Source organism: Klebsiella sp. 141251 (genome assembly GCF_050600725.1).
In the GTDB taxonomy this organism is placed as follows: Bacteria; Pseudomonadota; Gammaproteobacteria; order Enterobacterales; family Enterobacteriaceae; genus Klebsiella; species Klebsiella aerogenes.
In genome coordinates this window covers 196,205-222,724 of record NZ_JAQIRG010000009.1, presented here as the reverse complement: position 1 = coordinate 222,724, position 26,520 = coordinate 196,205, and the positions used below count along the sequence as shown (strand labels likewise).

The window sequence follows — 26,520 nt, the reverse complement described above, 5'->3', positions numbered from 1 at the left end:
GATGATTATGGATAATATGGTACCGGAAATTCGGTTTAAAGAATTTAGTGGGGAGTGGGTTGAAAATAACTTGGGAGAATTAATTGATATTAGGTCCGCTGCAAGAGTACACAAAAAGCAATGGACTGACACAGGTGTGCCATTTTTTAGAACAAGCGATGTTGTCTCTATTTATAAAGGAGAAGAGAATACTAAAGCCTATATTTCTCACGAAATTTACCAAGAGCTATCTGAGAAAATCGGCAGGGTGACAAGAGATGATCTACTTATAACTGGCGGTGGTTCCATTGGTATTCCTTACCTAGTTCCGAACGATAATCCTTTATATTTCAAGGATGCAGATTTACTTTGGCTAAAGAACAATAAAAAATGCAATGGATACTTCCTATATACATTTTTCTTTAGCGAAACTTTCAAAAAACACATTAAAAGTATTTCTCATACAGGAACGATTGCACACTACACAATTGAACAAGCTAAAGCAACCCCAATAAATACATGCAATGACGAAGAACAAACCCAAATCGGCAACTACTTCCAAAAACTTGACACGTTCATCAACCAACACCAACAAAAGCATAACAAACTCAGCAACATTAAAAAAGCAATGCTGGAAAAAATGTTTGCCAAACAAGACGAAACCATTCCAGAAATACGTTTTAAAGGATTTAGTGGTGAGTGGGAAATGAAAGAATTGAGTGAAATTGGTAGTTTCTCATCTGGAGTGGGATTTAGCGAAAGTGAACAAAGTGGTAAGTCAGGCATCCCATTTTTTAAAGTTTCAGATATGAATCTTATGGGGAATGATTGTTATATGACTAGCGCCAATAATTATGTAAATGAAGAACAAATTTTACGTCTAAATTATACTCCGATCCGCGAAAACTCAATTTTATTTGCCAAGGTTGGTGCTGCGATATTTTTGGAACGCAAGAGGATTGCCAAAGATTTTTTAATTGATAATAACATGATGGCATTTTCACCCACTCAAGATATTATTTTCATGAAGCAGTGGTTCGATAGTATTAGTTTATCAAAGCACACACAGGTCGGGGCATTACCTTCACTTAAGGCATCCGATTTAGGAAAGATAAAAATTAGAATTCCAAAGCGAGAAGAGCAAATTAAAATCGGCAACTACTTTCAAAAGCTCGACGCACTGATTAATCAACACCAACAACAAATCACCAAACTCAATAACATCAAGCAGGCCTGCTTAAGTAAAATGTTTGTCTAACAGGGAGCGCCATCATGATCACTTTTAAAACAGAAGCGCAATTTGAGCAAGCCTTTATTGAGGTACTGACCCACAAGGGTTGGGAAACAGAGATACTCAAAAACAAAACCGAAGCAGATTTGCTACAAAACTGGGCATCCATTTTGTTTGAAAATAATCGCCAGCGGGATCGCTTAAACGATGTCCCGCTTACCGCGACTGAAATGCAACAAATTATTGAGCAAATTAAAGAACTTAAAACACCGCTCAAGCTCAACGGCTTAATTAACGGCAAAACCGTGGCCATTAAGCGCGATAATCCAGCCGATACTTTGCATATGGGTAAAGAAGTCAGCTTAAAAATATACGATCGCCAGGAAATTGCCGCAGGTCAAAGCCGTTACCAAATTGTACAGCAGCCTAAATTTGAACGCGGCAGCCCTTTGCGTAACGACAGACGAGGTGACGTGTTGCTACTGATTAACGGCATGCCGGTGATCCATGTAGAGTTAAAGCGTAGCGGGATCCCGGTTAGCCAAGCCGTAAACCAAATTGAAAAGTACAGTACAGAAGGCTTATTTAACGGCCTGTTTTCGCTCATCCAAGTGTTTGTAGCTATGGAGCCAAACGAGACCAAATACTTTGCCAACCCGGGACTAGACGGCAAGTTTAACCCCGATTATCAGTTTAACTGGGCCGATTTTAATAACGAACCCATGAACTACTGGAAAGACATCGCCTCTACCTTGCTTTCTATCCCTATGGCGCATCAGTTGATTGGTTTTTATACCGTCGCCGACGATACCGACGGCGTGCTTAAGGTAATGCGCAGTTATCAGTATTACGCCGCCAATGCGATATCAGACAAAGTAGCCAAAACCAACTGGCAACAGCTGGGTAGCGCTAATAACCCTGATCGTCTCGGGGGTTATGTGTGGCATACTACCGGTTCGGGAAAAACCATGACCAGTTTCAAATCGGCACAGTTAATTGCACAATCGAAAGATGCCGATAAAGTGATTTTTTTAATGGACAGGATTGAGCTGGGTACCCAATCTCTGACGGAATATCGCAATTTTGCTAGCGATGGTGAAACCGTTCAAGCTACAGAGAATACTCATGTACTCATTACCAAATTAAAAAGCAGTGCAACTTCCGATACGTTAATTGTTAGCTCCATTCAAAAAATGAGTAATATTTTTGAAGAAGCTGATGATGAGGGAACAGCAACAAATTCAGCTGATATAGAAAACATCCGTGCTAAGCGCCTGGTATTTATTATTGATGAAGCACATCGCTCAACGATGAGCGGAGGCAAAGAAAATAAACTAGGCATGCTGGTAAGCATTAAAAAAACATTCCCTAAGGCACTCTTTTTTGGTTTTACCGGCACGCCAATTCATGATGAAAATAAAATCAATAGCAATACTACCGCTGATGTATTTGGTAACGAGTTGCATCGCTATAGCATAGCAGATGGTATACGTGATGGTAACGTTTTGGGATTTGATCCTTACAAAGTACCTACTTTTAGAGATAGCGAACTAAGGAAAGAAGTTGCATTAGAACAAGCTAGGGCTGAATCGGTTGCTGATGCGATGGCTGAACCAGCAAAAAAGAAAAAGTTTAATCACTTTTTATATGACGTACCGATGGCTGGCTATAAAGATGCCACAGGCAAATACCATAAAGGCATTGAAGATTATGTACCCAAAAGCCAATATTTAACGGCTACCCACCAGGAAAAAGTCGTCAGTGACATTTTAGATAAATGGGATGTACTCAGTCAAGGCAATAAATTTCACGCGATTTTAGCCACAAATAGCATCGCTGAAGCGATTGACTATTACCGGCGTTTAAAAGCGGCCAAACCTGAGCTAAAAATCTCAGCCTTGTTTGACCCAAATATTGATAACGACGGTAGTGGTGACCGAGGCCCAACCTTTAAAGGCGATGGGCTGGATGAAATTATGAGTGACTACAATAAGCGCTATGGTCACGATTTTGATTTTTCCCGCCACGCGGCTTTTAAAAAGGATTTAGCGGCACGTCTGGCACATAAAAAACCCTACGAACGTATTCATACCGAGTCTTCGAAGCAATTAGATTTATTGATTGTAGTGGATCAAATGCTTACTGGTTTTGATTCTAAATGGCTTAATACTTTGTATTTAGACAAGGTAATTAAATACCAAAATATAATTCAAGCGTTCTCACGTACCAACCGCTTGTTTGGTCCCGACAAACCCCACGGTATCATCCGTTATTACCGCTATCCGCATACAATGGAGCAGCACATTAATGCTGCAGTAAAACTCTATTCCGGCGATAAGCCTATCGGCTTGTTTGTTGACAAGTTAGAAAGCAATCTTAAAGCCATAAATGAATTAGTAGCTGAAATTACCGAGCTGTTTGTTACCGCTGGCGTAGAGAATTTTGAAAAACTGCCAGACGATATAGAAGCCTGTGCCCAATTTGCCAAGTTGTTTAATACCTTTAGCCAGCACCTGGAAGCGGCTAAAGTACAAGGCTTCCATTGGGAACAGTCGGTCTATTCCTTTACTGAAAATAATGCAGAACATGAAGTAACGCTAGCTATAGACGAACAAACTTACCTGAGTCTGGTCCTGCGCTATAAAGAATTAACAGCCAAAGGTGAGCACGATGGTGCAGGTGGTGGCGATGTGCCTTTTGATATCAGTGGTTATTTAACTGAAATAAATACCGGCAAAATCGATGCCGACTATATGAACAGCCGCTTTGATAAATACTTAAAAGAGCTGAACAAACACCAGGACCCAGCGAGCATTGAAACTACATTAAATGAGTTGCACAAGTCGTTTGCATCGCTCACCCAAATCGAGCAAAAGTATGCCAAACTCTTCTTGCACGACTTACAGCGCGGTGATGCACAGTTAATTGAAGGCCATACTTTCAGAGACTACATCAACATCTACAAAGATAACGCTGAAAATGCGCAAATAAACGCCGTTGTTAATGCTCTTGGTTTAGATATAAGATTACTCACAGCATTAATGGCTGATAATGTTAATGATAAGAATCTCAATGATTTTGGTCGCTTCGACGCATTAAAAGAATCGGTAGATAAGGCAAAAGCAAAAATCTATTTTGAAAAACAAGATGGCGTAAGCATACCTTTATTTAAGTTGAATATACGCATTGAACAATTTTTAAAACAGTTTATTTTTGCACAAAAAAATGATTTTTTAAATGACACTGATGTTGTTGGTGATGTGATGTGATGTGATGTGATGTGATGTGATGTGATGGATTTTATTCACTCGGCATAAATCTTACCACATTTATGCTGAGTGTTCTTATTTCAGAGGTACTGCATCATGAACTCGATAAAAGTTATTGGTATCGTTCTGGTTAAATCTGCCTTTCAGATCTGCATTTACTTTTTTGCCCAATACGTCTTTGATGGTGGAGACAGTAACGCCTGTTTAAAAAACAGGCGTCAAAACTCATGCAGGTAAATACGTTTTCTTAAGTGGAACCAATAACTTAGTCTCAATATCCACTTGCTCATAGTTTTCCACTAACGCGCGTACTAAATCGTCCAGAGTCCATAGCGTCAAAGGGATTGTAGAACGATCGGCCTCATAACGTGCATCCTTGCTGAATCCGCCTGTGCTGACATACAGCCCGCGATCGTCTTTATGACGGCCACCAATAAAGCTACGGATTTGCTGGCTGCTCATCTGTTCCCGCCGGTGCTTCACCTCCACAATAATGCGCGGATTTTCGAAGCCAAAACCGTCAGGGGAAGCAATGATATCTTTCCCACGGTCAGCACCAGCAGGCGATACCTGAGTTTTATATCCCATGCTGCGTAACACGCCTGCGACCAGGTTCTGCATCTCATCCCAGTCGAGACGGTTGATACGATCCTTGATACCTTCAAAAGCGATCATCTCCATGTCGCGCAGAGGATTAGAAACAACCTCATCCTCTCCATCTGAAACAGGTACTTCCGGCACGACATCTGAGACAGGCTTTTTGCCCTGCACTAATTCATTCACGGCAAAATCAGGCACCTGAAAAACCGTCAGCGTAGAGCCAAGGGTGTTTCTGGTTGCATCGCTCAGACTATCGCGCTTAATCTCTTCCGCGTTCCACTTCACTTTACGGGCGATGCCCATGCCATCTTCAAGCCACTCGGCATGAAACTCAAAATCTGAGGCGATTTTCCCTATTAAATAAGTCCGATTAGAAGGTGAATAAGTGATAGCCCAGTCACCTTTCTGCATTTCATTCACAAAGCGCCAGACCTGGGAAGCACCGGAACGAACTGTCCCTGGCTTAGTCTGTGGCTCAAGCTCCTGATACCGGGTAATCAACTGCTCTCTTGAGCATCCCGGTTTCACATAGGGAGCGAGCTGCGACCAGCCGATTGCAACAACCTGTTTGTCCCTGAAGTCATCGTACAATTTTCCGCCATCACCGCGGATCATCCACATTTTAGTCGCCACAATAATTCCTTCTGAAAATGCCTCACCGTACGGGCAGAAACTGTCTACCAGGATATGGTCATTCCATTCAGCCATCTTACGCTGGAAAACAGTCGATAAGATGGCCAATCAAATTCCTACCCTAAACCTGACGCCTCTCAAGGCTACTATAAATAGCCTCAATTTCACCTTTCAGGTTATCACCGCAATAAACCATCGATGTATCGTATCGTTCATATCGCGCTTCACGTGTCGCGCTAAACCAGTTGAACGATCCCACGCACAGCAAACCTTCATCACCAATAACAATTTTGCTATGAACACGATTGACCAGTTTTGTCGCAATACCAAGGGCATTCAGTTTCTCCAGCGCCGCTTTGAGGTTCTGCTGCTTCTCTTTTCGCTTCTCAAAATCATTATGTTCAGTGTTGTAGCTTCTGTCAGTGACAATCGTGACGTTAATACCACGTGAACACGCCGCAATCATAGAATCAAGAAAACCGGTTTGTTCAAGCTTTTGCCAGGTTAGCCACGGAGAAACTATCGTGATGTGTTTACCAGTATTTTCAAACGTCTGATTCAGGAAATTATCATGCTGCTCCACACCATGGAGTGTGTAGATTTTGGTCTCGGAAGTTTTTAAATCCTTACGCTCTTTATAATCAAAAGTGAGCGCATTCTTCTCTGACTCAAAGAGATATTTTGCCAGTAATCCCCGCGGAGATGAGGCTGGCTGGATCTCAAACAGGTCCATATCGCCGAAGACCAGGAAACTATCCTTCGCACGGGAGACAGCAACGTTCAGCATGCTGTTATCGCTATCAATAAACCCGCCATCCTCATGCTTTGAATAGACTGGCGAGAATATAACAATCGCTCTTTCCGCCCCCTGAAGAGAATGCACGGTGCCCACCGTGAGCGACTTTTCATTCGCGCCTGTACTGATACCTTGTTTACCCAGCGCCTGTTTGATGGTCGATACCTGCGCGCTAAAAGGCGTCACGATACCGACAATTTCATGAAGCGATTTGCCGTAATGCGCTTCAATATCTTGCTGGTTATCTGTCAGCCAGGCAGCTATCGTTTCAGCCTCCAGCAAATTATATCGACTACCGCTACTTACCAACTCTCCTTTACCATCTATATGGAGATAACCCATTGCGGGCATTAAATTACTCTCTTCACGCCCTCTTTTAGGCAACAACTTACCGTGATAGCAGAGCGTATTGCAGTATCCAATAATATTATCGAAACACCGGCGGTGCTCATATAAGTACATACCACGAGCCAGTTCAGGATCATATTGATAGCGTGAAGCACACTGCGCTATTTTCATGACGCTACCAGATGCGGCGCTTTTACCAAGCTCTGCGATTGCCGTATATTTCTCAGTAATCTCTTCTTGTGTACTGCCTGACAGAATTTTTTCCGCCAGCATGTTACCTATATCAATAGCAGGAGCAATACTCCATATTGGCGGGATCTGTACCGTATCACCAATCACTAATGCCTTTTTAGCTAAGGCAAACGAGGCAGCAGCCACTTCAGGAAGCACCTGCCCGGCTTCATCGACAATGAGTAAATCGGCAAAATCATATAAATAACTTTTCTCGAATTTACGCTGACCTTTGTGTTCGCTTATCTGCATATTGCCGGGCAACATATAGCAGGTCATGACTACGCATGGAGTAAGTTTCATTCGGCGTTGCCAGCGAGCAGTTGCCCCTTTAGCACCTTTCTTGCCCTTCTCTTTCTGCAGATCATCAATCTTCGCCATATCCATTAGCCAACGACCTTCCCAGTAGTGGGTCGTCAGTAAGAATGCAGGGAAGCGAATCTGCGTATCAGCCAGTTCATCTACCTGTGAGAAGCTCAGTTCCTTGTCGCCCTCATACCCTAAATCGAGTGCCAGCCTCTGCCATTCCTGAGCCGCCTGCTGTTCTTTAAGAACAATTTCATGGGCGGAGTCAATCTGCTGCCGGTATGTTGTTTGCTCGCGCTCAGCGGAGTTGAGCAGTCCATCTATATTACGTTCGATGGTTTCAGGATCAGACAACTTATTTCCCGCAATCAGCGCACCTAATTTATCTTCGAGAAACAGTTGTATTTGGTACTGCCGTTTACTGCGAACCGCTGGGAGCCAAGAAAATAATGAATAGACCAGTGATTCACTGGCCCGATATTTTTTCCATTCCGCTTTAGCACTCTTCAGTAGCGTAATTTTTTGTTCTTGCCCGGAGAGTAATTTATTTAGATTATCGAGATATTGCTCAATGTCGTTAGCAATAAGCTCACGCGCAGTCCGAACCTGGCTTAACGTTTGCCATGTTGCGTTCAGTCTTACCAGTTGCTCGGATTTTGCTGCCAACTGACCGTGCAGGAGTTCAATGACCTTTTCAGGGGAAGAACAATCTTTTTCAGGAAAGGCTGCCTTAGCTTTCTCCAGATAAAACAGCAGTGCATCTTCTACATACTCTTTCGACTCAACCTGGTTGAAGAAATCTTCAGTTTGGTATTTTTTGGCTGCCTCGGCTTTACGAGTGCTTGAGGGGAAATAAGCGCCGAAGCTTTTCAGCTCTGGCAACCATCGTCCGGCCATTGCACCAGTACCCTGGGAAAAGTCTTTCCCGAACGCCTCGATAATGTTCGTTACAGCCTGGTTATTCGTTGAAGTCGCGATAATAACCGGAGGTTCCGCTTTTTCGAGAGCCGCTCTGGCCCACTGCGTGGCGATAATAGAAAGCACCAGCGTGGTTTTCCCGGTTCCCGGAGGGCCGTTAACGGCAAGGATATCGCCATGCCTGGCATCCAGAAAATGGCTTAAGGCATCGCGCTGAGCCTTTGCCAGTGGGAACTTATCTCCGGAGTGTCCAAGCCTGTCGCTGAATTTTGCTTCCGGAGCGAGCAAAGACTCTGCTGCATGAACCTCCCGCGAGGCGAAACGATTGAAAAGCGGCACATCCTTTTTGCAAACAAGCAGGTGATCATAAAGAGAAAGAATATGGAAACTGGCACCGCCAGATTGCGCCGTTTTAACAATATAACCGTGCTCAGCGAGTTCATATTGCTCGGGATTTTTAATCCAGTCGCCGACAACGTTCTTCAGTAGCCTCTCTGAATCATCCAGATATTGACGCCAATCCTGCTGCCAGGCTGCATATCGTGCTTCTCGTTCTTCATCCGTTTCGGCGGTCTTATCAACGCCATCATCAAAGTCGATAGAGAATGACGTATGGGTCGTTTTGTATTTGTCATACTGCTCAATCTCACCAATCGAAAATGCCCCTTTTGGCAAAGGTTCAAGCAGGTCTCTGGGAATGGAAGTCGCTGGCGTCGGATATAAAAAACCTTCACGGCTCAACAGGGCTGGCGTCACTATCGGGGTAACAATATCAGGCGCACCAGCGGAACGGTCCTTTCCATGCTGCAGTAACCGGAAATAAACCTTTGGCCGCAAGATGACATCGACTGTATCGACGTCGTCTTTTTCTCCTTCAAAAAATTTATCGACGATCTCTTCGTCAAGACGTCCCGCCGCTATCCCATGCCAGTGAGTGAAATTTTTGGCGTCTTTCCGTTCAAAACTGCCCTTTCCTGACTCAGCATCTGCCAGCGAGTTGCGCCAGTATGAGGCAAACCCTAAAGCATTTTCATCCATTACCAGTCCTATGACTCAATGAAATCCATTGATTTATCGAATATAAAATCACCGTATGGATAACTATTGTCCACGTTGAAAGGCTGGCTGCAATGTTTTGTTCACGCTTCGATACAAATACTCAGGTTATACGGAGTTCAGAAAACGACCATATCCTGCTGCATGGCACATAAAAGCTGTATAACTGAAGCAGCAGAGGACTACCGGTTGCACAGCACGCTCCAGAAGCCCGTGAGCCCTACTGGACAACGTTCAATGCAATATTGGAACTTGTAATTTCAGAAAATAGCGCTGTCGAAGATGGTTCTGTACGTAGGCTCTCCAGCTATTGTTTTGTCCGATGCTTACGAATAAAAGCATTCAAAATGTCGCCTTCACCATGCATGACAGAAAAAGAATATTCACATTCTTTCTTTATCAAGATTCCACATAATTCTTTGTGCAAATCTACATTAACACCCTTTCCTTTCTGCGCTTTCTTCACACCGAGCTCACATGAACTGATTAATTCAACGTTACAGGGTTTCTTCAAACAATTCACACCATCAATAAAGCCCTGGAGAATGCATCTATTTGCGGTTGTATCACTGTAGGAGAAGGTCAGATATTTTATTTTCCCTTCACATTCCAGCACAACTTCCGCCGAACCTTCACGTGTTGCAGCATCACAACTTCCTGTTGAATATATTTTTACCATCTTCATTTTGTACCTTGCCCCTTACCAAACGAATCACGACATCCTATATCAAAGGCATTTTCGTCAAAACTTAATTATCTCAGTAGTCACTGAGCTTATACGGCTTGCCACAAGGCTTGGCGTGGACTATAGCGCGATCTGTTAGTGCCATTTGGGGGCCTCACTATTATCGAACTACGTCTAAGCCCCCAATTTGGCCCCCAAATCTTGTGGATGTCAATGGATGAAAAATGACCAACACGGAAATACCACAAAACACATATGGTTATTATCGAAAAATAAATTATCTTTGAATTACAGACGGATATGGACGAATTTGGACGAAAATGGACACAAAAAAAGCCACCCTTAGGTAGCTAATTATTGCATCACTTGGTGCCGAAGGCCGGACTCGAACCGGCACGTATTTCTACGGTTGATTTTGAATCAACTGCGTCTACCGATTTCGCCACTTCGGCACTGAAGGGATACGGAAAACGTTTTGGATTATACCTGTCGATAGCCGCCATGCAAGCGACAGCGTGCATCAGTAGTGCTAAGTGTTGAAAAAAACAGCGTAATCCTACAAACGAGCGGTGTGGCGTCACATTTTTCAGCCATCAATGCGCAACAAACCGGCTCCCTGGCCTTCACTTCCCTGCCCCTACGACCAACACATCACCAATCCCGCCCCAATTTTTCTCAAATCCATCTCACATTACACCCTCATCGCGCCAACGTTTTATCGCCGCCCACCATAAGTATTTACGCTTCCTCGAGCACTCAATATAAGATTCCAGAATAATTAATGTAATTAATTTATATATTCCATAAAAAACTACTCCATCGCTTTTTCTTATTACCGCAATCCTTAAGAATTTATTAATTACGTCAATATTTTTATAACTTTACATTAATGAAAAGTTTTGTGTTCGTACTTTATTCCAGGATTTTCCTCAGGCGTGAAAGTTCCGGTAAATACTATTTTTACTAGTCGCTGTACGAGTCTCGATGGACATCTTCACTCGGTGAATTAAATCAGGAGAAAGACTGTGACTACCCTAAAACCTTTACTGGCGCGTAACCGCAGCTGGGCGCTGCAGAAGTGCCAGCATGACCCGGAATATTTTGAAAAACTGGTGGCCGGGCAGCGGCCACATTCGCTGTGGATTGGCTGCTCCGATAGCCGCGTTCCCGCCGAAGTGCTCACCGGCAGCCATCCCGGCGAACTCTTCGTCCACCGTAATATCGCTAACATGATTGACCCTGCCGACGACAACTTTATGAGCGTACTGCAATATGCCCTCCACTATCTCGAGGTCGAACGGGTGGTGCTCTGCGGCCACTACGGCTGCGGCGGCGTGCAGGCGGCGCTGTCGTTGCCGGAGATGCCGCTGGCCCACGAGTCCTCGGCGCTGGCCCGCCGCATCGGCTCACTGCGCGATACCCTGCAGGGTGATATTGCTGCTCTGACGCCCACTGACACTGACGCCGACGCGGCCGAAGCGCTCAACGCCCTGGTGGAGGCCAACGTTCGCGCCCAGTTCAGCCACCTGCTTGACTGTGAACCCGTACAGACGCTGCTCGCCAGCGGACGGCCGCTCAGCCTGCACGGCTGCGTCTACGATCTGGCATCCGGCCATCTGACCACTCTCGTCGAACACCTCTCACCTCAGGAGCATGCCCCATGAATACTCTTCGTCAGGACTCTCTCGCAGGCATTGTCGTCTTCCTTGTCGCCCTGCCGCTGTGCCTCGGCATCGCCCAGGCCAGCGGCTTACCGCCCTTTGTCGGTCTGTTGACCGGTATCATCGGCGGCCTGGTCGTCACCGCCCTCAGCCCTTCCCGCTTCGCCGTCAGCGGCCCCGCCGCCGGACTGGTCACCATCGTCGTCGCCGCCATCGAATCCCTAGGTTCCTTCTCCGTCTTCCTGATGGCGCTGGTGCTGGCCGGCGTGCTGCAGCTGCTGTTCGGCATCCTGCGGGCCGGGCGCTTTATCTCGCTGGTTCCCGCTAGCGTCATCAAAGGTATGCTGGCGGCGATCGGCATCCTGCTGATTATGCAGCAGATCCCCGTCGCGCTTGGCAGCGCAGAAGAGACCGGGCTCACCGATATCGTGCAGGGTAACGCCACCTTCTCCCTCAGCGCTATCGCCGTCGCCCTGGGCGGCCTGCTGGTGCTATGGCTGTGGGGTTCGCCGCTTATCCGCCGGGTGAAGAGCCTGCGCTGGATCCCCGGCCCGCTGATCGCTGTCCTGCTCGGTTGTGTCACCACCGTATTAATGACCCAGGCCGCGCCGCAGCAGCTTGCCGCCCTGCCGCGCATTACCCTGCCGGAGTTCGGCACCCTCGGCGGCCTGCTGGGCGAGCTGGAGTCTCCTGCGTGGAGCGCGTGGCGTAATCCGTCGGTGTGGGTGGTGGCGCTGACCCTAGCGCTGGTCGCCAGCCTCGAAACTCTGCTCAGCCAGGAGGCGCTGAAAAAACTGCGTCCGCAAAATCCGCCGTCTTCGCCGAACCGCGAAATGGTCGCCCAGGGCGTCGGCAACCTGCTCTCCGGCGTACTCGGGGCGATGCCGATCACCGCGGTCATCGTTCGCAGCTCGGTCAACGTCAGCAACGGCGCGCAGAGCAAACTGTCGATCTTTATCCACGGCGTGCTGCTACTGATCTGCGGACTGTGGTTTAGCGGCCTGCTGACGTTAATCCCACTCGCCAGCCTCGCTGCCGTGCTGCTGTATACCGGCTATAAGCTGGCGACGCCGCGGCTGTTCATTGAACAGTTTCGCCAGGGCGCTGCACAGTACGTCCCCTTCCTTGCCACCATTGGTGGGATTATCGGCTTCGGCATGCTGGCGGGGATCGGGATTGGCCTCGCCACCCAGGTGGCATTCAGCATCTGGCGTAGCCATCGCCATTCGCTGCAATTGGCCCGTTACGACGACCACTACGTGCTGCGCATCCAGCAGAACCTGACCTTTTTACACAATCCACATCTGCTGGCGCTGCTGGCGAAAATTCCGGAAAAGAGCGTGGTGATCGTCGAGCACGATAACGTCGGCTACCTTGACCCGGATGTGCAGGCGGTGCTGGATGATTTTGCCGAGAGCGCGCCGCAGCGCGGTATCCGCCTCAATCAGTGGCCACTTGCCAGCCGCTGACCGTCTCCCGGGCGGCTGGTCCGCCCGCTTATCCACCCCTCCTAATGCCAAGCGACGCCTGTTGCCATGCTCTACACTTTCTTCGTTACTACGCCAACCCCAAGGAAACAAACATGAGCATCATTAAAAGTTACGCCGCCAAAGAAGCGGGCGCCGATCTGTCGCTGTGGGAGTACGATGCCGGCGAACTGTTGCCGGAAGATGTTGAAGTCGAAGTGGAGTACTGCGGGATTTGTCATTCGGACCTGTCGATGATCGACAACGAATGGGGCATGTCGAGCTACCCGCTGGTCGCCGGTCACGAGGTTATTGGTCGGGTGGCGGCGCTGGGCAGCGCGGCGCAGGATAAAGGGCTGAAGATTGGTCAGAAGGTCGGGATCGGCTGGACGGCGCGCAGTTGCGGCCACTGCGACGCCTGTATCAGCGGCAATCAGATCAACTGCCTGGAAGGCTCTGTGCCGACCATTATGAACCGCGGCGGCTTCGCCGATAAGCTGCGCGCCGACTGGCAATGGGTGATCCCGCTGCCGGAGAGCATCGATCTAGCTTCCGCCGGCCCGATGCTGTGCGGCGGTATCACCGTCTTCAAACCACTGCTGACCCACCACGTGACCGCCACCAGCCGCGTCGGCGTGATTGGTATCGGCGGCCTCGGCCATATCGCGATTAAACTGCTGCGGGCGATGGGGGCGGAAGTGACCGCTTTCAGTTCCAACCCGGCTAAAGAGCAGGAAGTGCTGGCAATGGGCGCCGATCGCGTGGTGAACAGCCGCGATCCGCAGGCGTTAACCGCGCTGGCCGGTCAGTTCGATCTGATCATCAACACCGTGGCGGTGGATCTCGACTGGCAGCCGTACTTCCAGGCGCTGGCTTACGGCGGCAACTTCCACACCGTCGGCGCGGTGATGAAGCCGTTCCCGGTACCGGCCTTTACCCTTATCGGCGGCGACCGCAGCATCTCCGGCTCGGCGACCGGTAACCCGTCCGAACTGCGTAAGCTGATGAAATTCGCCGGGCGTAGCAAAGTGGCGCCAACCACCGAACTGTTCCCGATGTCGCAAATTAACGAAGCGCTGAAACACGTGCGCGAAGGTAAAGCCCGCTATCGCGCGGTACTAAAAGCCGACTTCTGATTGGTATTTACCGCCGGGCGTCCCATGCGCCCGGCGCTTTTCTTCTTGCTTCATCAAACCGTCATCTCCCCGCCATTCCCCTGTAGTCATCGCTTCCCACAATCCGGGCTTCCATAAACGCCTGAACGAGACGCCCGTCACCATGAATAAGCGCTGGCTCCCCTGGCTGATACTGTCGCCTTCCCTGTTGTTTTTACTGCTGTTTACCTGGTTTCCGCTTGGCCGTTCGGTCTATGACAGCCTGTTTGATACCCGCATGGCCAGCGACGGCGCACAGTACGTCGGGCTGGATAACTTCGCCCGCCTGTTTGCCGACGGCGTTTTCTGGCAATCGCTGGTCAATAATCTGCACTATATCCTGCTGACGGTGGTACCCGGCGTGACGCTCGCCCTGCTGCTGGCGGTGGCGCTGAGCGAGAATCACCGCGTCAACCGCTGGCTGCGCACCGCCTTTTTCTTCCCGATGATTATCCCGATGGTCAGCGCCGCCGCGCTGTGGCTGTTTATTTTTATGCCCGGCCTCGGCCTGCTCGATCACTATCTGGCGAAGCTATTTGGCCCTCAGAACAACAACTGGCTGGGGCGCAGCAACAGCGCGCTGCTGGCGCTGGCGCTGATTGGCGTGTGGAAATTCGCTGGCTACTACATGCTGTTTTTCCTCGCCGGGCTGCAGAGCATTCCGGCCTCAACGCGGGAAGCAGCGCTGATGGAAGGGGCCAGCCGCACCCAGGTGTTTTTTAAGGTCACGCTGCCGCTGCTGCGCCCGACGCTGAGCTTTGTTATCACCACCGCGCTGATTTACTCCATTACCCAAATTGATCACGTCGCGGTGATGACGCGCGGCGGGCCGGATAACGCCACGACCGTGCTGCTCTATTACATCCAGAATCTCGCCTGGGATACCCACGACCTCGGCAAAGCCTCCGCCGCCACTTTCCTGACGCTGGCCGGGCTGTTTGCCTTCTCGCTGATTAACCTGAAATTGCTGGAAAAAGGAGCCCACTATGAGCGCTGAAATCTCGCCGCTGATGGTCCGCTCGCCCGCCGCTGCGCGTCCGCTGTGGTTGCGCCTGCGTCGCTCACAGCCCTTTACCCTGACGGTAATCATGTGCTGCCTGGCGCTGCTATGGGTGAGCCCGTTTATCTGGATGCTGGCGACCTCGTTCAGCGCCACCACCTTCGGCGAAGATATGGCCTCATTGCTGCCCCGTCTGCCGCTGACTCTCGATAACTTCCGCGACGCCTGGGACAGCGCCGACTGGCTGAGCCTGTACGCCAACACCCTTATCTTTACCTTCGGCACTTTCTTCGTGCAGCTACTCACCATCACCACCGCCGGCTACGTCTTCGCCTGCCACGAATTTCGCGGCAAGAAAACGCTGTTTCTGCTGTTCCTCGTCCAGCTGATGATCATGCCGGTGGTGATGATGGTGCCGAACATGCTGACTCTGAAAACCTTCGGCCTGCTCAACACTCTGACCGGCGTGATGATGCCTTACTTTACCTCGGCGTTCGGCGTGTTTCTGATGCGCCAGGCGTTCCTCGCCATCCCGAAAGAGCTGGAAGAGGCAGCGTTGATGGAGGGCTGCCTCTGGTGGCAGGTGCTATTCCGCGTACTGCTGCCGATCTCCTGGCCGTCGGTGCTGGCCTTCGCCACCGTCAGCATTACCTACCACTGGAACGAGTACCTGTGGCCACTGATGATGCTCAACGATCCCGATAAGCAGGTGCTGACCGTCGGGCTGGTCTCTTTCGCCATGGGCGCTGAATCCGGCGGCCAATGGGGCACCATCGGCGCCGGGACGCTGATGGTCTGCCTGCCGCTGATGCTGGCGTTCATCCTTTTCCAGAAACAGTTCCTGCGAAGCTTCGGCTTCTCCGGGATCAAATAAGGAGTTATTCATGCTGTTAGCGCACATTTCCGATACCCATTTCCGCAGCCGCGGCGAAAAGCTGTACGGTTTTATCGACGTCAATGCCGCCAATGCTGATGTGGTTTCTCAACTTAACGCGCTGCGCGAACGCCCGGATGCGGTGGTGGTGAGCGGCGATATCGTCAACTGCGGCCGCCCGGAGGAGTATCAGGTCGCTCACCAGATCCTCGGCAGCCTGAATTATCCGCTGTATCCGATCCCCGGCAACCACGATGATAAAGCGCTGTTTCTGGAGTACCTGCAGCCGCTGTGCCCGCTGCTCGGCAACGATGCCAATAATATGCGCTATGCGGTTGACGACTTCGCTACCCGCCTGCTGTTTATCGACTCCAGCCGCGCCGGCACTTCAAAAGGCTGGCTGACCGACGAGACCATCAGCTGGCTGGAGGAGCAGCTGTTCGAGGGCGGCGACAAACCGGCAACGGTGTTTATGCACCACCCGCCGCTGCCGCTGGGCAATGCGCAGATGGACCCGATTGCCTGTGAAAACGGCCACCGTCTGCTGGCGTTGGTGGAGCGTTTCCCGTCGCTGACGCGCATCTTTTGCGGACATAACCATAGCCTGACCATGACCCAGTATCGCCAGACGCTGATCTCCACCCTCCCCGGCACTGTCCATCAGGTGCCTTACTGCCACGAAGACACTCGCCCGTATTACGATCTCTCGCCGGCTTCGTGCCTGATGCACCGCCAGGTCGGCGAGCAGTGGGTAAGCTACCAGCACTCGCTGGCCCACTACGCCGGGCCGTGGCTGTACGACGAAAACATCAGTTGTCCAACGGAAGAGCGCTAACCGCCATGCTCAGTCTGCAAAACATCAGTAAACATTTCGACGGTAAACCAGCGCTCAGCGCGCTGTCGCTTGATATCCACGAAGGCGAATTTGTGGTGCTGGTCGGCCCGTCGGGCTGTGGTAAAAGCACCCTACTGCGCCTGCTTGCCGGGTTGGATCAGGTCAGCGAAGGCGAAATCTGGCTGCATGATGAGAACATCACCGACACCACGCCGCGCGAACGCAATTTTGCGATGATCTTCCAGAACTATGCGCTGTTTCCACATCTCTCTGTGCGCGACAACATCACCTTCGGCATGAAGGTACGCAAGGAAGAGAAAAGCGGCTGGCAGCCGCGGGTAGATAAAGTCGCGCAGATGCTGCAGCTGGAGGCGCTGCTCGATCGCAAACCGGCGAAGCTCTCCGGCGGCCAACGGCAGCGGGTAGCGATGGCGCGGGCGATCGTGCGTAATCCGCGGCTGTTCTTAATGGATGAACCGCTGTCCAACCTCGACGCCCGCCTGCGCAGCGAAGTCCGTGACAGCATTATGGACCTCCACCAGCAGTTGAAAACCAGTACCGTCTACGTCACCCACGATCAGACCGAGGCGATGTCGATGGCCGACCGCATCGTGGTGATGAACGGCGGCCACGTGCAGCAGGTAGGACGGCCAGAATATCTGTATGCCAACCCGGCCAATCTGTTCGTGGCCGGATTTATCGGTTCGCCAGCGATGAACCTGCTATCGCTCCCCTGCGTTGACGGCAACGTTCAGCTTGGCGAACTACGCCATCCGCTACCGCCGCGCCACCGCAGCCAGACCCGCGTCTGGCTGGGCATTCGCCCGGAACATATTACCGACCGCGTGGAGCAAGGCCATCTGCGCCTGCCGGGCACCGTCCTGCAACGAGAACTGATGGGAGCCGATTATTTGCTCCACGTCAGCACCCCGATCGGCACCCTGCGCTTTAGCCGCCGCCACCGCGGCGCAGTGCCGGAAAAAGGCGAATCGCTGATCCTCGGCTTCTCGCCTGCCGATGTGCATCTTTTTCATGCTGAGACCCAGCATAATTTACTGATGGAGACAGACCATGTTTAACCCCCTCACCGCCCTGACGGTTGGGCTCAGCCTCGCTCTGAGCGGCGCGGCGCTGGCGAAAGAGAAAATAGACTTCATGTTCCCGGCCCCGGTAGACGGCAAGCTGACGATGGAGATGACACGCGTTATTAAAACGTTCAACGACTCGCAGCAGGATGTCGAAGTTCGCGGCATCTTCACCGGCAACTATGACACCACCAAGATCAAAGCCGAATCCGCACAGAAGGCCGGGCAGCCGCCGGCGCTGGTGATCATGTCCGCCAACTTCACCACCGATCTGGCGCTGAAGGATGAGATCCTGCCGATGGATGAGCTGTTTAAATACGGCGATCAAAAGGCTGGCGATTTTCTGCAAAAGGAATTCTGGCCCGCGATGCATAAGAACGCCCAGGTGATGGGCACCACCTATGCGATCCCGTTCCATAACTCGACGCCAATTCTCTACTACAACAAGACGCTGTTCGATCGGGCTGGGATCGCCCAACCACCGCAGACCTGGGCCGAGCTGCTGTCTGATGCCAAAAAGCTGACCGATGAGAGCAAAGGCCAGTGGGGGATCATGCTGCCGTCGACCAACGACGACTACGGCGGCTGGATCTTCTCGGCGCTGGTGCGCGCCAACGGCGGTAAATATTTCAATGAAGACTATCCGGGTGAGGTTTATTACAACTCGCCGACCGCTATCGGCGCTCTGCGCTTCTGGCAGGATCTGATCTACAAAGACAAAGTGATGCCTTCCGGGGTACTGAATTCGAAACAGATCAGCGCCGCATTCTTCTCCGGCAAGCTCGGAATGGCGATGCTCAGCACCGGCGCGCTGGGCTTTATGCGCGAGAACAGTAAAGATTTTGAACTCGGTGTCGCCATGCTACCAGCCAAGGAGCAGCGCGCGGTGCCGATCGGCGGCGCCAGCCTGGTAAGCTTTAAAGGCATCAACGACGCGCAGAAGAAAGCGGCCTACCAGTTCCTGACTTATCTGGTAAGCCCGCAGGTGAACGGCGCGTGGAGCCGCTTTACCGGCTACTTCTCGCCGCGTAAGGCTTCGTATGATACGCCGGAGATGAAAGCATATCTGCAGCAGGACCCGAGGGCGGCGATCGCCCTTGAACAGCTGAAGTACGCGCATCCGTGGTACTCCACCTGGGAGACCGTCGCCGTGCGTAAGGCGATGGAGAACCAGCTGGCGGCGGTGATCAACGATGCCAAAGTAACGCCGGAAGCAGCGGTACAGGCGGCGCAGAAGGAAGCTGACGCGCTAATGAAACCTTATGTTGATAAGACCGCGCTGGGAGAAGTGAAGTAGCGCAGTTCTGTAGCGGGGCGCCCGGCTTGCGGCGTAAACGCCCAGGCCGGGTGACCAACCGCCCCCAGCGCAGGATGCGCCGGGGAGATTTTGCGAAGCCTTAGATTTTATCCGCCTGCGACGAAGCCCAGGATTTACGCGCGTAGGCTTTTCCCGCCGGGCTGGTATCCAGCTTCTCGCGCAGATAGTGCTCGATCTGCTCAAGGCTGCGGTTGCGCGTTTCCGGCACGCATTTGATCACGAAGATCGCGCCGAAGATGCCGATTGCCGCAAAGATAAAGAAGGTTCCGGACAGGCCGACCCACGACAGTAGCATCGGGAAGAACAGCGAGATCAGGAAGTTGGCAATCCACATTGAGAACACCGCCCCGCCCATAAACATCCCGCGCATCCGGGTTGGGAAAATTTCCGACAACAGCAGCCAGGTCACCGGCGACAGCGCCCCCTGCTGGAAGCTCAGGAACAGCAGCATTCCCGCCAGTACCATATAGGCGCGCAGCGCATCCGGCTGACCATTGACCGTTTCCGGCAGCAGGTAGCTCACCGCGCCGATAAACACCAGGCAGGCGGTACAGCCGAACTGGCCGATCATGGTCATCGGGCGACGGCCTATCTTCCCCAGCATCCAGATGCCGACAAAGGTCATCAGTACCGAAACCACGCCGTTGGCAATGGTGGCGAACAGCGCGGCGTTATCGGTCATACCGACCGAGGTCAGCACCGTCGGCGCATAGTACATAATGGTATTGACGCCGGTAAGCTGCTGAATAACCGCCACGCCGATACCGATCATGAACAGCTTAAACAGCCACGGAGTCATGATTTCACGAATTTTTGGCTTACCGAGATTGCGCTGCTCGTCGAGAGTTTCCGTAATCTCCATTAGCTCCCATTCGACATCATCTTTACGCCGCGTACGCTCCAGCACCCGGCGCGCTTCCGCCAGTCGGCCTTTCATCGCGTACCAGCGCGGGGTATCCGGCATAAACATCATGCCAAACCACAGCAGCACGGCAGGCAGCGTCGCCACCGCCAGCATCCAGCGCCAGGTGCTTTCTCCGCCCCACAGCTCATGGAAGGTGGCGTTAGAGATATAGGCCAGCAGTTGACCGGAGACGATCATCAGTTCCTGCAGCGTGACCAGTTGCCCGCGTTTGTTGGCGGGCGCCATCTCAGCGATATATACCGGCACCGTTGCCGCCGCGCCGCCAACCGCTACGCCGAGAACCAGGCGGAAGAAAATCATCCAGTTGACGTCCGGCGCGAGGGCAGTACCCACCGCGCCGATAGCGAAGATCACCGCCAGCCAGAGGATGATTTTCTTTCTGCCTGCGGCGCTGGCCAGATGGCCAGAAAGCAGTGCGCCGAATGCGGCGCCGAACAGCAGCGAGCTGGTCACCAGCCCAGTGGTAAACGGCGTAAGGTGCAGTTCCTTACCCATAAACAGCAGGGCGCCGGAAATCACCCCGGTGTCGTAGCCAAAGAGTAAACCGCCTAAGGTCGCAATCAACGCAACGATCTTAACAAACGGCGTTGCCGGGGCGTCGCTATTCGGCCCCGACGCTTTATTGAGTGTGAGATATTGTTCCTGTGACATAGAAGACTCCAGTAACCTACCTTGTAGGGGGAAGATATGCTCTTGTCTGAATACAGAGGCCTCCTGCCTCACGGACGTGTCGTTCTCGTGTGGTTCTCTTGAGGTTTAGAAAAAGCAGGCCACGCAGCTGTGTGGCCCGAAATGCATCAACGATCAGATTCCTGCCGTTTCGCGGATGTACTTACGCGCCTTTACGGCGTATTCGAAGGGGTTCGCCAGCGCGGGGTCTTGTTCGGCTTCCACCACCATCCAGCCCTTGTAGCCGTAGTCATCCAGCAACTGGAAAACCGGACGGAAATCGATGGCGCCATCTCCCGGTACGGTAAAGGTGCCTTTCTTGACGCCGTCGAGGAATGAGAGCCCTTCGCGGCGCACCTGCTCAATCACCGCGGGGCGGACATCTTTCAGATGCACGTGGTTGATGCGCGGCAGATATTTTTTCAGGATCGCCAGCATCGGCGCCTCGCCGCCCTCTGAATACCAGGCGTGACCGGTGTCGTAGAGCAGGAAGACGCGTTCGTCCACCAGCGACATAAACTTGTCGATCTCCGCGGCAGTCTGAATGCCGGTGCCCATATGGTGGTGTAGGCAAACCTGCATCCCCTTCTCTGCCGCCAGTTTGCCAAGCGCGTTATAACCTTCAGCTACCCGCTGCCACTCTTCGTCGCTAAAGCACGGTTTTACATCGCCGAGAATCGGTTTATCGAGCCCCTGGATACTGCCGCTTTGTTCAGAGCAGCCAATCACCTTCGCGCCCATCGCATGGAGGAAATTCATGTGGTTAACGAATTCATCGATGGTTTTTTCTCTTTGGCCATTCGCGAAGAAGGTGCTGAACCAGGCGTTGCAAATCTGCATGCCGCGAATATCCAGCATCGGCTTCAGCACCGCCGGATCGCGCGGATATTTGCTGCCGACTTCGCTGCCGGTAAACCCGGCCAGCGCCATTTCGCTGACCGTTTGCTGGAAGGTGTTTTCGCTCCCCAGCTCAGGCATATCATCGTTAGTCCAACCGATAGGGGCGATAGCCAGTTTGACGTTGTCTTTGTTCATTTTGATGCTCCTGCCGCTGCGCCTTACCGGCGCAGCAGTTCACGTTCGATAAGTTCACGCGTTTCCACGGCCTGGTATGTCATCTTTTCCGGGTAACCAAACAGCGAGGTGCAGACGATCGGTTCACCGCCAACTTTGAAGGTCTGTTCAGCGAAGCGCATATCTCGCAGGGTGCGGAACAGAGCATCGAAATCGACATCCCCCTCGCCGACGCCGACGTGCTGGTGTACGGCGGCGTCAACGCCCGGCGGATTAACGATATAGCGGCAGTGTTTGGTGTGATTGCGGGTATCGGCAATCAGCACGTGCGACAGGTCCTGACCGGCATAGCGCAGCATCTTCTCGACTTCACCTTTACCTTTGTCGTAGAAGAAGGTGTGCGGCACGCTGTAGACGTACTTCACGTTGTCGCTACGGAAGGACTTCACGATATCCACCGTCTCGTTGTTTTCTTCGCAGAAGTCCCACGGGTGGGCCTGGATTTCGACGCGGATACCTTCACGTTCGAATATCGGCAGTAATTCTTCCATCGAGCGGTAGAACATTTCTTCGCAAATTTCCGGCTGGTTAGGATCGCCAGAAAATTCGGTGTTGATAACCTGCACGCCCATCTCTACCGCTACTTCGATGAGCCGCTTCCAGTTCTTCACCGCCGCCTGACGGCGCAGCTCATCCGGGCCGGACCAGCGATAAACGCAGATGAACGAGGAGAGTTCAACGCCGTTGTCACGCAGCGCCTGCTTATACTCGGCCATGATCTCCCGGCTGGCGCGCGGATGTTTGTAGAATGGGTTAATCTGCGGGTGCGGCGACTGTTCAATGTATTTGTAGCCCCACTCCGCCACCTGCTGAACCATTCTGGTGATCCCGAGATCGCGAATCACATCGACATCAAAAGCAATTTTCATCGTCGTTACCTGTTTGAAACGTTACGTCGGTGAAGGAGGATTTAGCGTTGGTAGAATGCCGGGCACTCAGGTAGCGATACTGCTACCGGTTCGTTGCACTCTTGCGCCTTCAGACAGGCGTCGGCGGCAACCGATGCCGCATAGCCGTCCCAGGCTGAGGGGCCCTGCAGCTTGCCGGCTTTCACATCATTGATAAATGCCTGCAGTTCGACGTCGTAGGCTTTGATGAAACGGTCTTTCCAGTCGGTAAGGATGGCTGTCGACAGGCTGGCGGCTTTACGCATCTCCACCGCCGACGGTTCCGGCAGGCGCGCAATGCCCGTTTCGCCAACGACTTCGCACTGGATGTCGTAGCCGTACTGGCAATTTACGAAGACTTCGACGTCGATCAGGGTGCCCTTTTTCGTTTCAAACGAGACGATCTGTGGGTCTTTCAGCCGCGCATGGGTATGGGAGGTCGAGCGCGGGAAGCGTACCTGTACGGAGCGGTAGTCGTCATTTAGCAGCCAGCGCAGCACGTCCAGTTCGTGGATCAGGGTGTTGGTGATCGCCATATCGGTGGTGTAGTTCTCGCCGACCGACTGGTTGCGGTGGGCGCAGCGCAGCATCAGCGGCGCGCCGATATCGCCGTCATCAATGACTTTCTTCAGCGCCAGATAGCCTTCATCGTACGGGCGCATAAAGCCGACCTGAACGAGGCGACGCCCGGCTTTCATTTCAGCATCAACGATGCGGCGGCAGCCTTCCGCGCTCATCGCCAACGGCTTTTCGCAAAAGACGGGCTTACCGGCCTCAATAGCCGCCAGGGTGTACTCTTCATGGGTTGGATCCCAGGAGGTCACCAGCACGGCGTCAACGTCGCTGGCTTTAATCACATCATGACCGTCGGCGTAGACTTCCGCCTGCACGCCCGGCAGCGCTACTGCCGCACGGGCGTTATCGGCGTTGATATCGGAAACGGCGACCACAGTCGCCCCCTGTAAGACCTGGGTGCAGCGACGGATATGTTCTTTACCGATGGCGCCTGCGCCGATGACACCTAATTTGAGTGACATGATGGTTCTCTCCGTAGTTCTGTAGGGTTCAGGGTTCGTGTTCTTTGTTAGTAATCCCGCGCCTGGGCGCGTTTTTCATTAATCATTTCAGCGACTTTACGGATACGTTCCGACAGCGCCGCCTGCGCCACGCCAACGTTCCACCAGCTACCGTATTTGTGGACCATGGTTTTCGGCAGTACTTTAATGTCGATAAGCGTGCTGACGGTTTCACGGCGAGCGGCATCCAGCGCGTGGCGAAGCTCATCGAGGGTGGTGACCCGCCAGGTCTTGCAGCCGTAGCCGGAAGCGATCGTGGCGAAATCCACCGGTACCAGCCCGCCCTGCAGCTGGCCGTTTTCCGCCGAGCGGTAGCGAAACTCGGTGCCGAAGCTATCCATACCGTGTTCCAACTGCAGGTTGTTGATGCAGCCGTTCGCCATGTTGTCGAGCAGGATGACGTTGATCTTCGCCCGCTCCTGCAGGGAGGTGACCAGCTCAGAGTGCAGCATCATGAAGGAGCCATCGCCGACCAGCGAATAGACCTCGCTCTGCGGCTGCGCCAGCTTCACGCCGAGAGCGGCGTTGACTTCATAACCCATGCATGAGTAGCCGTACTCGACGTGATAGGTATTCGGCGCCCGGTTGCGCCAGACGCGTTGTAAATCCCCCGGCAGGCTGCCCGCCGCCGCCACAATGACCGCATCCGCCGCCAGCGACTCGTTCAGCAGGCCAAGAACGCTGCTTTGCGTCAGGGTAGAATCCGTGATTTGACGGAATTCGCGATATACCGATTCGCGGTCAATATGGTCATCAATTTCTGGTACGAAATCCGTTTCCTGCCAGACCGCCTGATAGACGCGCTGGGTCTCTTTCATCTGCCGGCTCTGGACGCTTGCAATCTGCGCGCCCCATTCTGCCTGCCAGGGCTCGTTCGACAGCGCAGCGCTGAGCGCGCTTAGCGCCTCGCGGGCGTCCGCCAGCATTGGGATGCCGTCCAGCTTCCAGGCATCAAAATTACTGACGTTAACGTTAAGAAAGCGCACGCCAGGGGATTGGAATATCCATTTCGAGGAGGTAGTGAAATCGCTAAAGCGTGTGCCGATACCGATGACCAAATCGGCCTCTTTCGCCAACAGGTTGGCAGCCAGACAGCCCGTTTCGCCAACGCCACCGACGTTCAGCGGATGCGATGAAACCACCGTGCCCTTACCGGCCTGCGTTTCCGCAAACGGAATCCCGTAACGTTCGGCGAAGCTCACCAGCGCATCGCCTGCCGCGGAATATTTCACGCCGCCGCCGCAGACGATGAGCGGTTTACGGCTGGCTTTTATTGCCGCTACCGCATCAGCCAGCTGCGCCGCGCTTGGCGGACGGCGATCCAGACGGTGGACGCGGCGGGCAAAAAAGGACTCGGGATAATCCCAGGCTTCACCCTGCACGTCCTGCGGCAGACACAAGGTGACGGCGCCGGTTTCCGCCGGATCCGTCAGCACGCGCATGGCATTAATGCAGGCGCTCATGAGCTGTTCCGGGCGGGTAATACGATCCCAGTACTTACTCACCGCGCGAAATGCGTCGTTAGTCGTGATACTCAGATCGTGGCTCTGTTCGATTTGCTGCAGTACCGGATCCGGCTGACGGGTGGCAAATACATCGCCCGGCAGTAATAACAACGGGATACGGTTGGCCGTAGCCGTCGCCGCGGCGGTGATCATGTTGGCCGCCCCGGGACCGATGGAAGAAGTGCAGGCAATGATCTGCCGGCGCAGTGATTGACGGGCGAAGCCGGTGGCCGCATGGGCCATGCCTTGTTCATTACGCCCCTGGAAAACCCGCAGTTCGCCGCTGTTCTCTTCCAGCGCCTGGCCTAAGCCCAACACGTTGCCGTGACCAAAGATAGCGAAAATCCCTTTCACGAATTTCTGCGCTTCGCCGTCCACCTCCAGATACTGGTTATCAAGGAACTTCACCAGCGCCTGCGCCATTGTCAGTCTCAGTTTGCCCATGTTGCCTAATCCTTATCGTTCAGTATTTGTCGTGTGAGTTAGCGCTTTGCTCGCCAAAGAAGATGGCGTAGGTGCGGGAAAGCCGTTAACGTCCACTGGAATATTTTTGGATTATAGGCAAACATTTTTTTCATTAAACACAAATACAGAAGAAATGTTTCATTTTGCGAGAAGGATCAAACTCTCTACCCATTTCACACGTTTCACTTACATCTCCTTCGCGAGAAGGCTTCCAAACAAAAGAGGAAAAACAAAATTATCTACATGAAAATTATGGATAATATTGATATTAAAAAAAGGGGAACATGGGTAAACGGGACACAGACAGCATGTATGAGCAGGCAGCTGCTCAGCCGCGCAGAGTGGTAGATCCTTCACACTTTTGGTTTTTTAATTTCGATTAGATTTGAAAATGAAATATTTATTTCTCAAACTAGAGATAACCAATAACCATCAGGCTGTTCACGGCAGACCGTCACTCGAGCGACCTTCTCC

Annotated in this window: 18 protein-coding genes and 1 tRNA gene; 10 read left to right on the top strand and 9 right to left on the bottom strand. The window is 52.3% G+C overall.

Annotated features, from left to right (window positions below; translation table 11 throughout):
• Position 1 precedes the first annotated feature (1 nt).
• Positions 2-1,237, top strand: coding sequence for a restriction endonuclease subunit S (locus PGR09_RS20080; protein ID WP_430916457.1), 1,236 nt, complete (start codon positions 2-4; stop codon positions 1,235-1,237).
• Between the two features lie 14 nt (positions 1,238-1,251).
• Positions 1,252-4,479 (top strand): type I restriction endonuclease subunit R, encoded by a 3,228-nt coding sequence (locus PGR09_RS20075; RefSeq protein ID WP_047078553.1) that lies wholly within the window; start codon positions 1,252-1,254, stop codon positions 4,477-4,479.
• Between the two features lie 225 nt (positions 4,480-4,704).
• On the opposite strand, the gene PGR09_RS20070 is transcribed toward PGR09_RS20075, so the two are convergent.
• The 4 genes from PGR09_RS20070 to PGR09_RS20055 all read right to left on the bottom strand — a co-directional run bounded on the left by PGR09_RS20070 (position 4,705) and on the right by PGR09_RS20055 (position 10,504).
• A complete protein-coding gene (locus PGR09_RS20070; protein ID WP_155960293.1) occupies positions 4,705-5,694 on the bottom strand; it encodes a restriction endonuclease in 990 nt (329 codons plus the stop codon).
• A 139-nt stretch (positions 5,695-5,833) separates the two neighbouring features.
• A complete protein-coding gene (locus tag PGR09_RS20065) occupies positions 5,834-9,349 on the bottom strand; it encodes an AAA domain-containing protein (RefSeq protein WP_047078554.1) in 3,516 nt (1,171 codons plus the stop codon).
• Positions 9,350-9,674: 325 nt separating this feature from the next.
• A complete protein-coding gene (locus tag PGR09_RS20060; RefSeq protein ID WP_032724090.1) occupies positions 9,675-10,052 on the bottom strand; it encodes a hypothetical protein in 378 nt (125 codons plus the stop codon).
• A gap of 367 nt (positions 10,053-10,419) precedes the next feature.
• A tRNA-Leu gene (locus PGR09_RS20055) sits at positions 10,420-10,504 on the bottom strand.
• 573 nt (positions 10,505-11,077) lie between these two features.
• Here PGR09_RS20055 and PGR09_RS20050 point away from each other — a divergent pair.
• From PGR09_RS20050 to PGR09_RS20015, 8 genes are all read left to right on the top strand, one after another.
• Entirely contained in the window at positions 11,078-11,716 is a 639-nt protein-coding gene (locus tag PGR09_RS20050) for a carbonic anhydrase (RefSeq protein ID WP_315712417.1), read from the top strand.
• On the top strand, positions 11,713-13,182 hold the full coding sequence (locus PGR09_RS20045) for a SulP family inorganic anion transporter (RefSeq protein WP_315712416.1): 1,470 nt from the start codon (positions 11,713-11,715) through the stop codon (positions 13,180-13,182). The genes PGR09_RS20050 and PGR09_RS20045 overlap by 4 nt, the downstream gene beginning before the upstream one ends.
• A 113-nt stretch (positions 13,183-13,295) precedes the next feature.
• Positions 13,296-14,315 carry an NADPH-dependent aldehyde reductase Ahr gene (gene ahr, locus PGR09_RS20040; RefSeq protein WP_032709732.1) on the top strand — a complete coding sequence of 340 codons (1,020 nt, stop codon included), beginning with the start codon at positions 13,296-13,298 and terminating at the stop codon, positions 14,313-14,315.
• 142 nt (positions 14,316-14,457) lie between these two features.
• Entirely contained in the window at positions 14,458-15,330 is an 873-nt protein-coding gene (locus PGR09_RS20035; protein WP_315712415.1) for a carbohydrate ABC transporter permease, read from the top strand.
• Positions 15,320-16,207, top strand: a complete 888-nt coding sequence (locus PGR09_RS20030) for a carbohydrate ABC transporter permease (RefSeq protein ID WP_315712414.1) — start codon at positions 15,320-15,322, stop codon at positions 16,205-16,207. Before PGR09_RS20035 ends, PGR09_RS20030 begins: the two co-directional genes overlap by 11 nt.
• Positions 16,208-16,217: 10 nt before the next feature.
• On the top strand, positions 16,218-17,042 hold the full coding sequence (locus PGR09_RS20025; RefSeq protein ID WP_430916456.1) for a phosphodiesterase: 825 nt from the start codon (positions 16,218-16,220) through the stop codon (positions 17,040-17,042).
• A gap of 5 nt (positions 17,043-17,047) precedes the next feature.
• Complete coding sequence (locus PGR09_RS20020) at positions 17,048-18,121, top strand: ABC transporter ATP-binding protein (protein WP_289578031.1); 1,074 nt, start codon at positions 17,048-17,050, stop codon at positions 18,119-18,121.
• Entirely contained in the window at positions 18,114-19,424 is a 1,311-nt protein-coding gene (locus tag PGR09_RS20015; RefSeq protein ID WP_430916455.1) for an ABC transporter substrate-binding protein, read from the top strand. The genes PGR09_RS20020 and PGR09_RS20015 overlap by 8 nt, the downstream gene beginning before the upstream one ends.
• A 100-nt stretch (positions 19,425-19,524) precedes the next feature.
• On the opposite strand, the gene PGR09_RS20010 is transcribed toward PGR09_RS20015, so the two are convergent.
• From PGR09_RS20010 to iolD, 5 genes are all read right to left on the bottom strand, one after another.
• Positions 19,525-21,021, bottom strand: a complete 1,497-nt coding sequence (locus PGR09_RS20010; RefSeq protein ID WP_015368530.1) for a sugar porter family MFS transporter — start codon at positions 21,019-21,021, stop codon at positions 19,525-19,527.
• 153 nt (positions 21,022-21,174) lie between these two features.
• Positions 21,175-22,074 (bottom strand): myo-inosose-2 dehydratase, encoded by a 900-nt coding sequence (iolE, locus tag PGR09_RS20005; protein WP_430916454.1) that lies wholly within the window; start codon positions 22,072-22,074, stop codon positions 21,175-21,177.
• Positions 22,075-22,097: 23 nt separating this feature from the next.
• Complete coding sequence (locus PGR09_RS20000) at positions 22,098-22,982, bottom strand: sugar phosphate isomerase/epimerase family protein (RefSeq protein ID WP_047055726.1); 885 nt, start codon at positions 22,980-22,982, stop codon at positions 22,098-22,100.
• 41 nt (positions 22,983-23,023) lie between these two features.
• Positions 23,024-24,037 (bottom strand): Gfo/Idh/MocA family protein, encoded by a 1,014-nt coding sequence (locus tag PGR09_RS19995; protein WP_015704222.1) that lies wholly within the window; start codon positions 24,035-24,037, stop codon positions 23,024-23,026.
• A 47-nt stretch (positions 24,038-24,084) separates the two neighbouring features.
• On the bottom strand, positions 24,085-26,025 hold the full coding sequence (gene iolD / locus PGR09_RS19990; RefSeq protein WP_430916453.1) for a 3D-(3,5/4)-trihydroxycyclohexane-1,2-dione acylhydrolase (decyclizing): 1,941 nt from the start codon (positions 26,023-26,025) through the stop codon (positions 24,085-24,087).
• Positions 26,026-26,520 lie beyond the last annotated feature (495 nt).

Bases quoted from the DNA above. Each gene is read 5' to 3' on its own strand.
- PGR09_RS20015 (WP_430916455.1), top strand. From the start codon at position 18,114: ATGTTTAACCCCCTCACCGCCCTGACGGTTGGGCTCAGCCTCGCTCTG.
- PGR09_RS20045 (WP_315712416.1), top strand. From the start codon at position 11,713: ATGAATACTCTTCGTCAGGACTCTCTCGCAGGCATTGTCGTCTTCCTT.
- iolD (WP_430916453.1), bottom strand. From the start codon at position 26,025: ATGGGCAAACTGAGACTGACAATGGCGCAGGCGCTGGTGAAGTTCCTT.
- ahr (WP_032709732.1), top strand. From the start codon at position 13,296: ATGAGCATCATTAAAAGTTACGCCGCCAAAGAAGCGGGCGCCGATCTG.
- PGR09_RS20065 (WP_047078554.1), bottom strand. From the start codon at position 9,349: ATGGATGAAAATGCTTTAGGGTTTGCCTCATACTGGCGCAACTCGCTG.
- PGR09_RS20075 (WP_047078553.1), top strand. From the start codon at position 1,252: ATGATCACTTTTAAAACAGAAGCGCAATTTGAGCAAGCCTTTATTGAG.
- PGR09_RS20060 (WP_032724090.1), bottom strand. From the start codon at position 10,052: ATGAAGATGGTAAAAATATATTCAACAGGAAGTTGTGATGCTGCAACA.
- PGR09_RS20035 (WP_315712415.1), top strand. From the start codon at position 14,458: ATGAATAAGCGCTGGCTCCCCTGGCTGATACTGTCGCCTTCCCTGTTG.
- PGR09_RS19995 (WP_015704222.1), bottom strand. From the start codon at position 24,037: ATGTCACTCAAATTAGGTGTCATCGGCGCAGGCGCCATCGGTAAAGAA.
- iolE (WP_430916454.1), bottom strand. From the start codon at position 22,074: ATGAACAAAGACAACGTCAAACTGGCTATCGCCCCTATCGGTTGGACT.
- PGR09_RS20000 (WP_047055726.1), bottom strand. From the start codon at position 22,982: ATGAAAATTGCTTTTGATGTCGATGTGATTCGCGATCTCGGGATCACC.
- PGR09_RS20080 (WP_430916457.1), top strand. From the start codon at position 2: ATGATTATGGATAATATGGTACCGGAAATTCGGTTTAAAGAATTTAGT.
- PGR09_RS20010 (WP_015368530.1), bottom strand. From the start codon at position 21,021: ATGTCACAGGAACAATATCTCACACTCAATAAAGCGTCGGGGCCGAAT.
- PGR09_RS20030 (WP_315712414.1), top strand. From the start codon at position 15,320: ATGAGCGCTGAAATCTCGCCGCTGATGGTCCGCTCGCCCGCCGCTGCG.
- PGR09_RS20070 (WP_155960293.1), bottom strand. From the start codon at position 5,694: ATGATCCGCGGTGATGGCGGAAAATTGTACGATGACTTCAGGGACAAA.
- PGR09_RS20025 (WP_430916456.1), top strand. From the start codon at position 16,218: ATGCTGTTAGCGCACATTTCCGATACCCATTTCCGCAGCCGCGGCGAA.
- PGR09_RS20020 (WP_289578031.1), top strand. From the start codon at position 17,048: ATGCTCAGTCTGCAAAACATCAGTAAACATTTCGACGGTAAACCAGCG.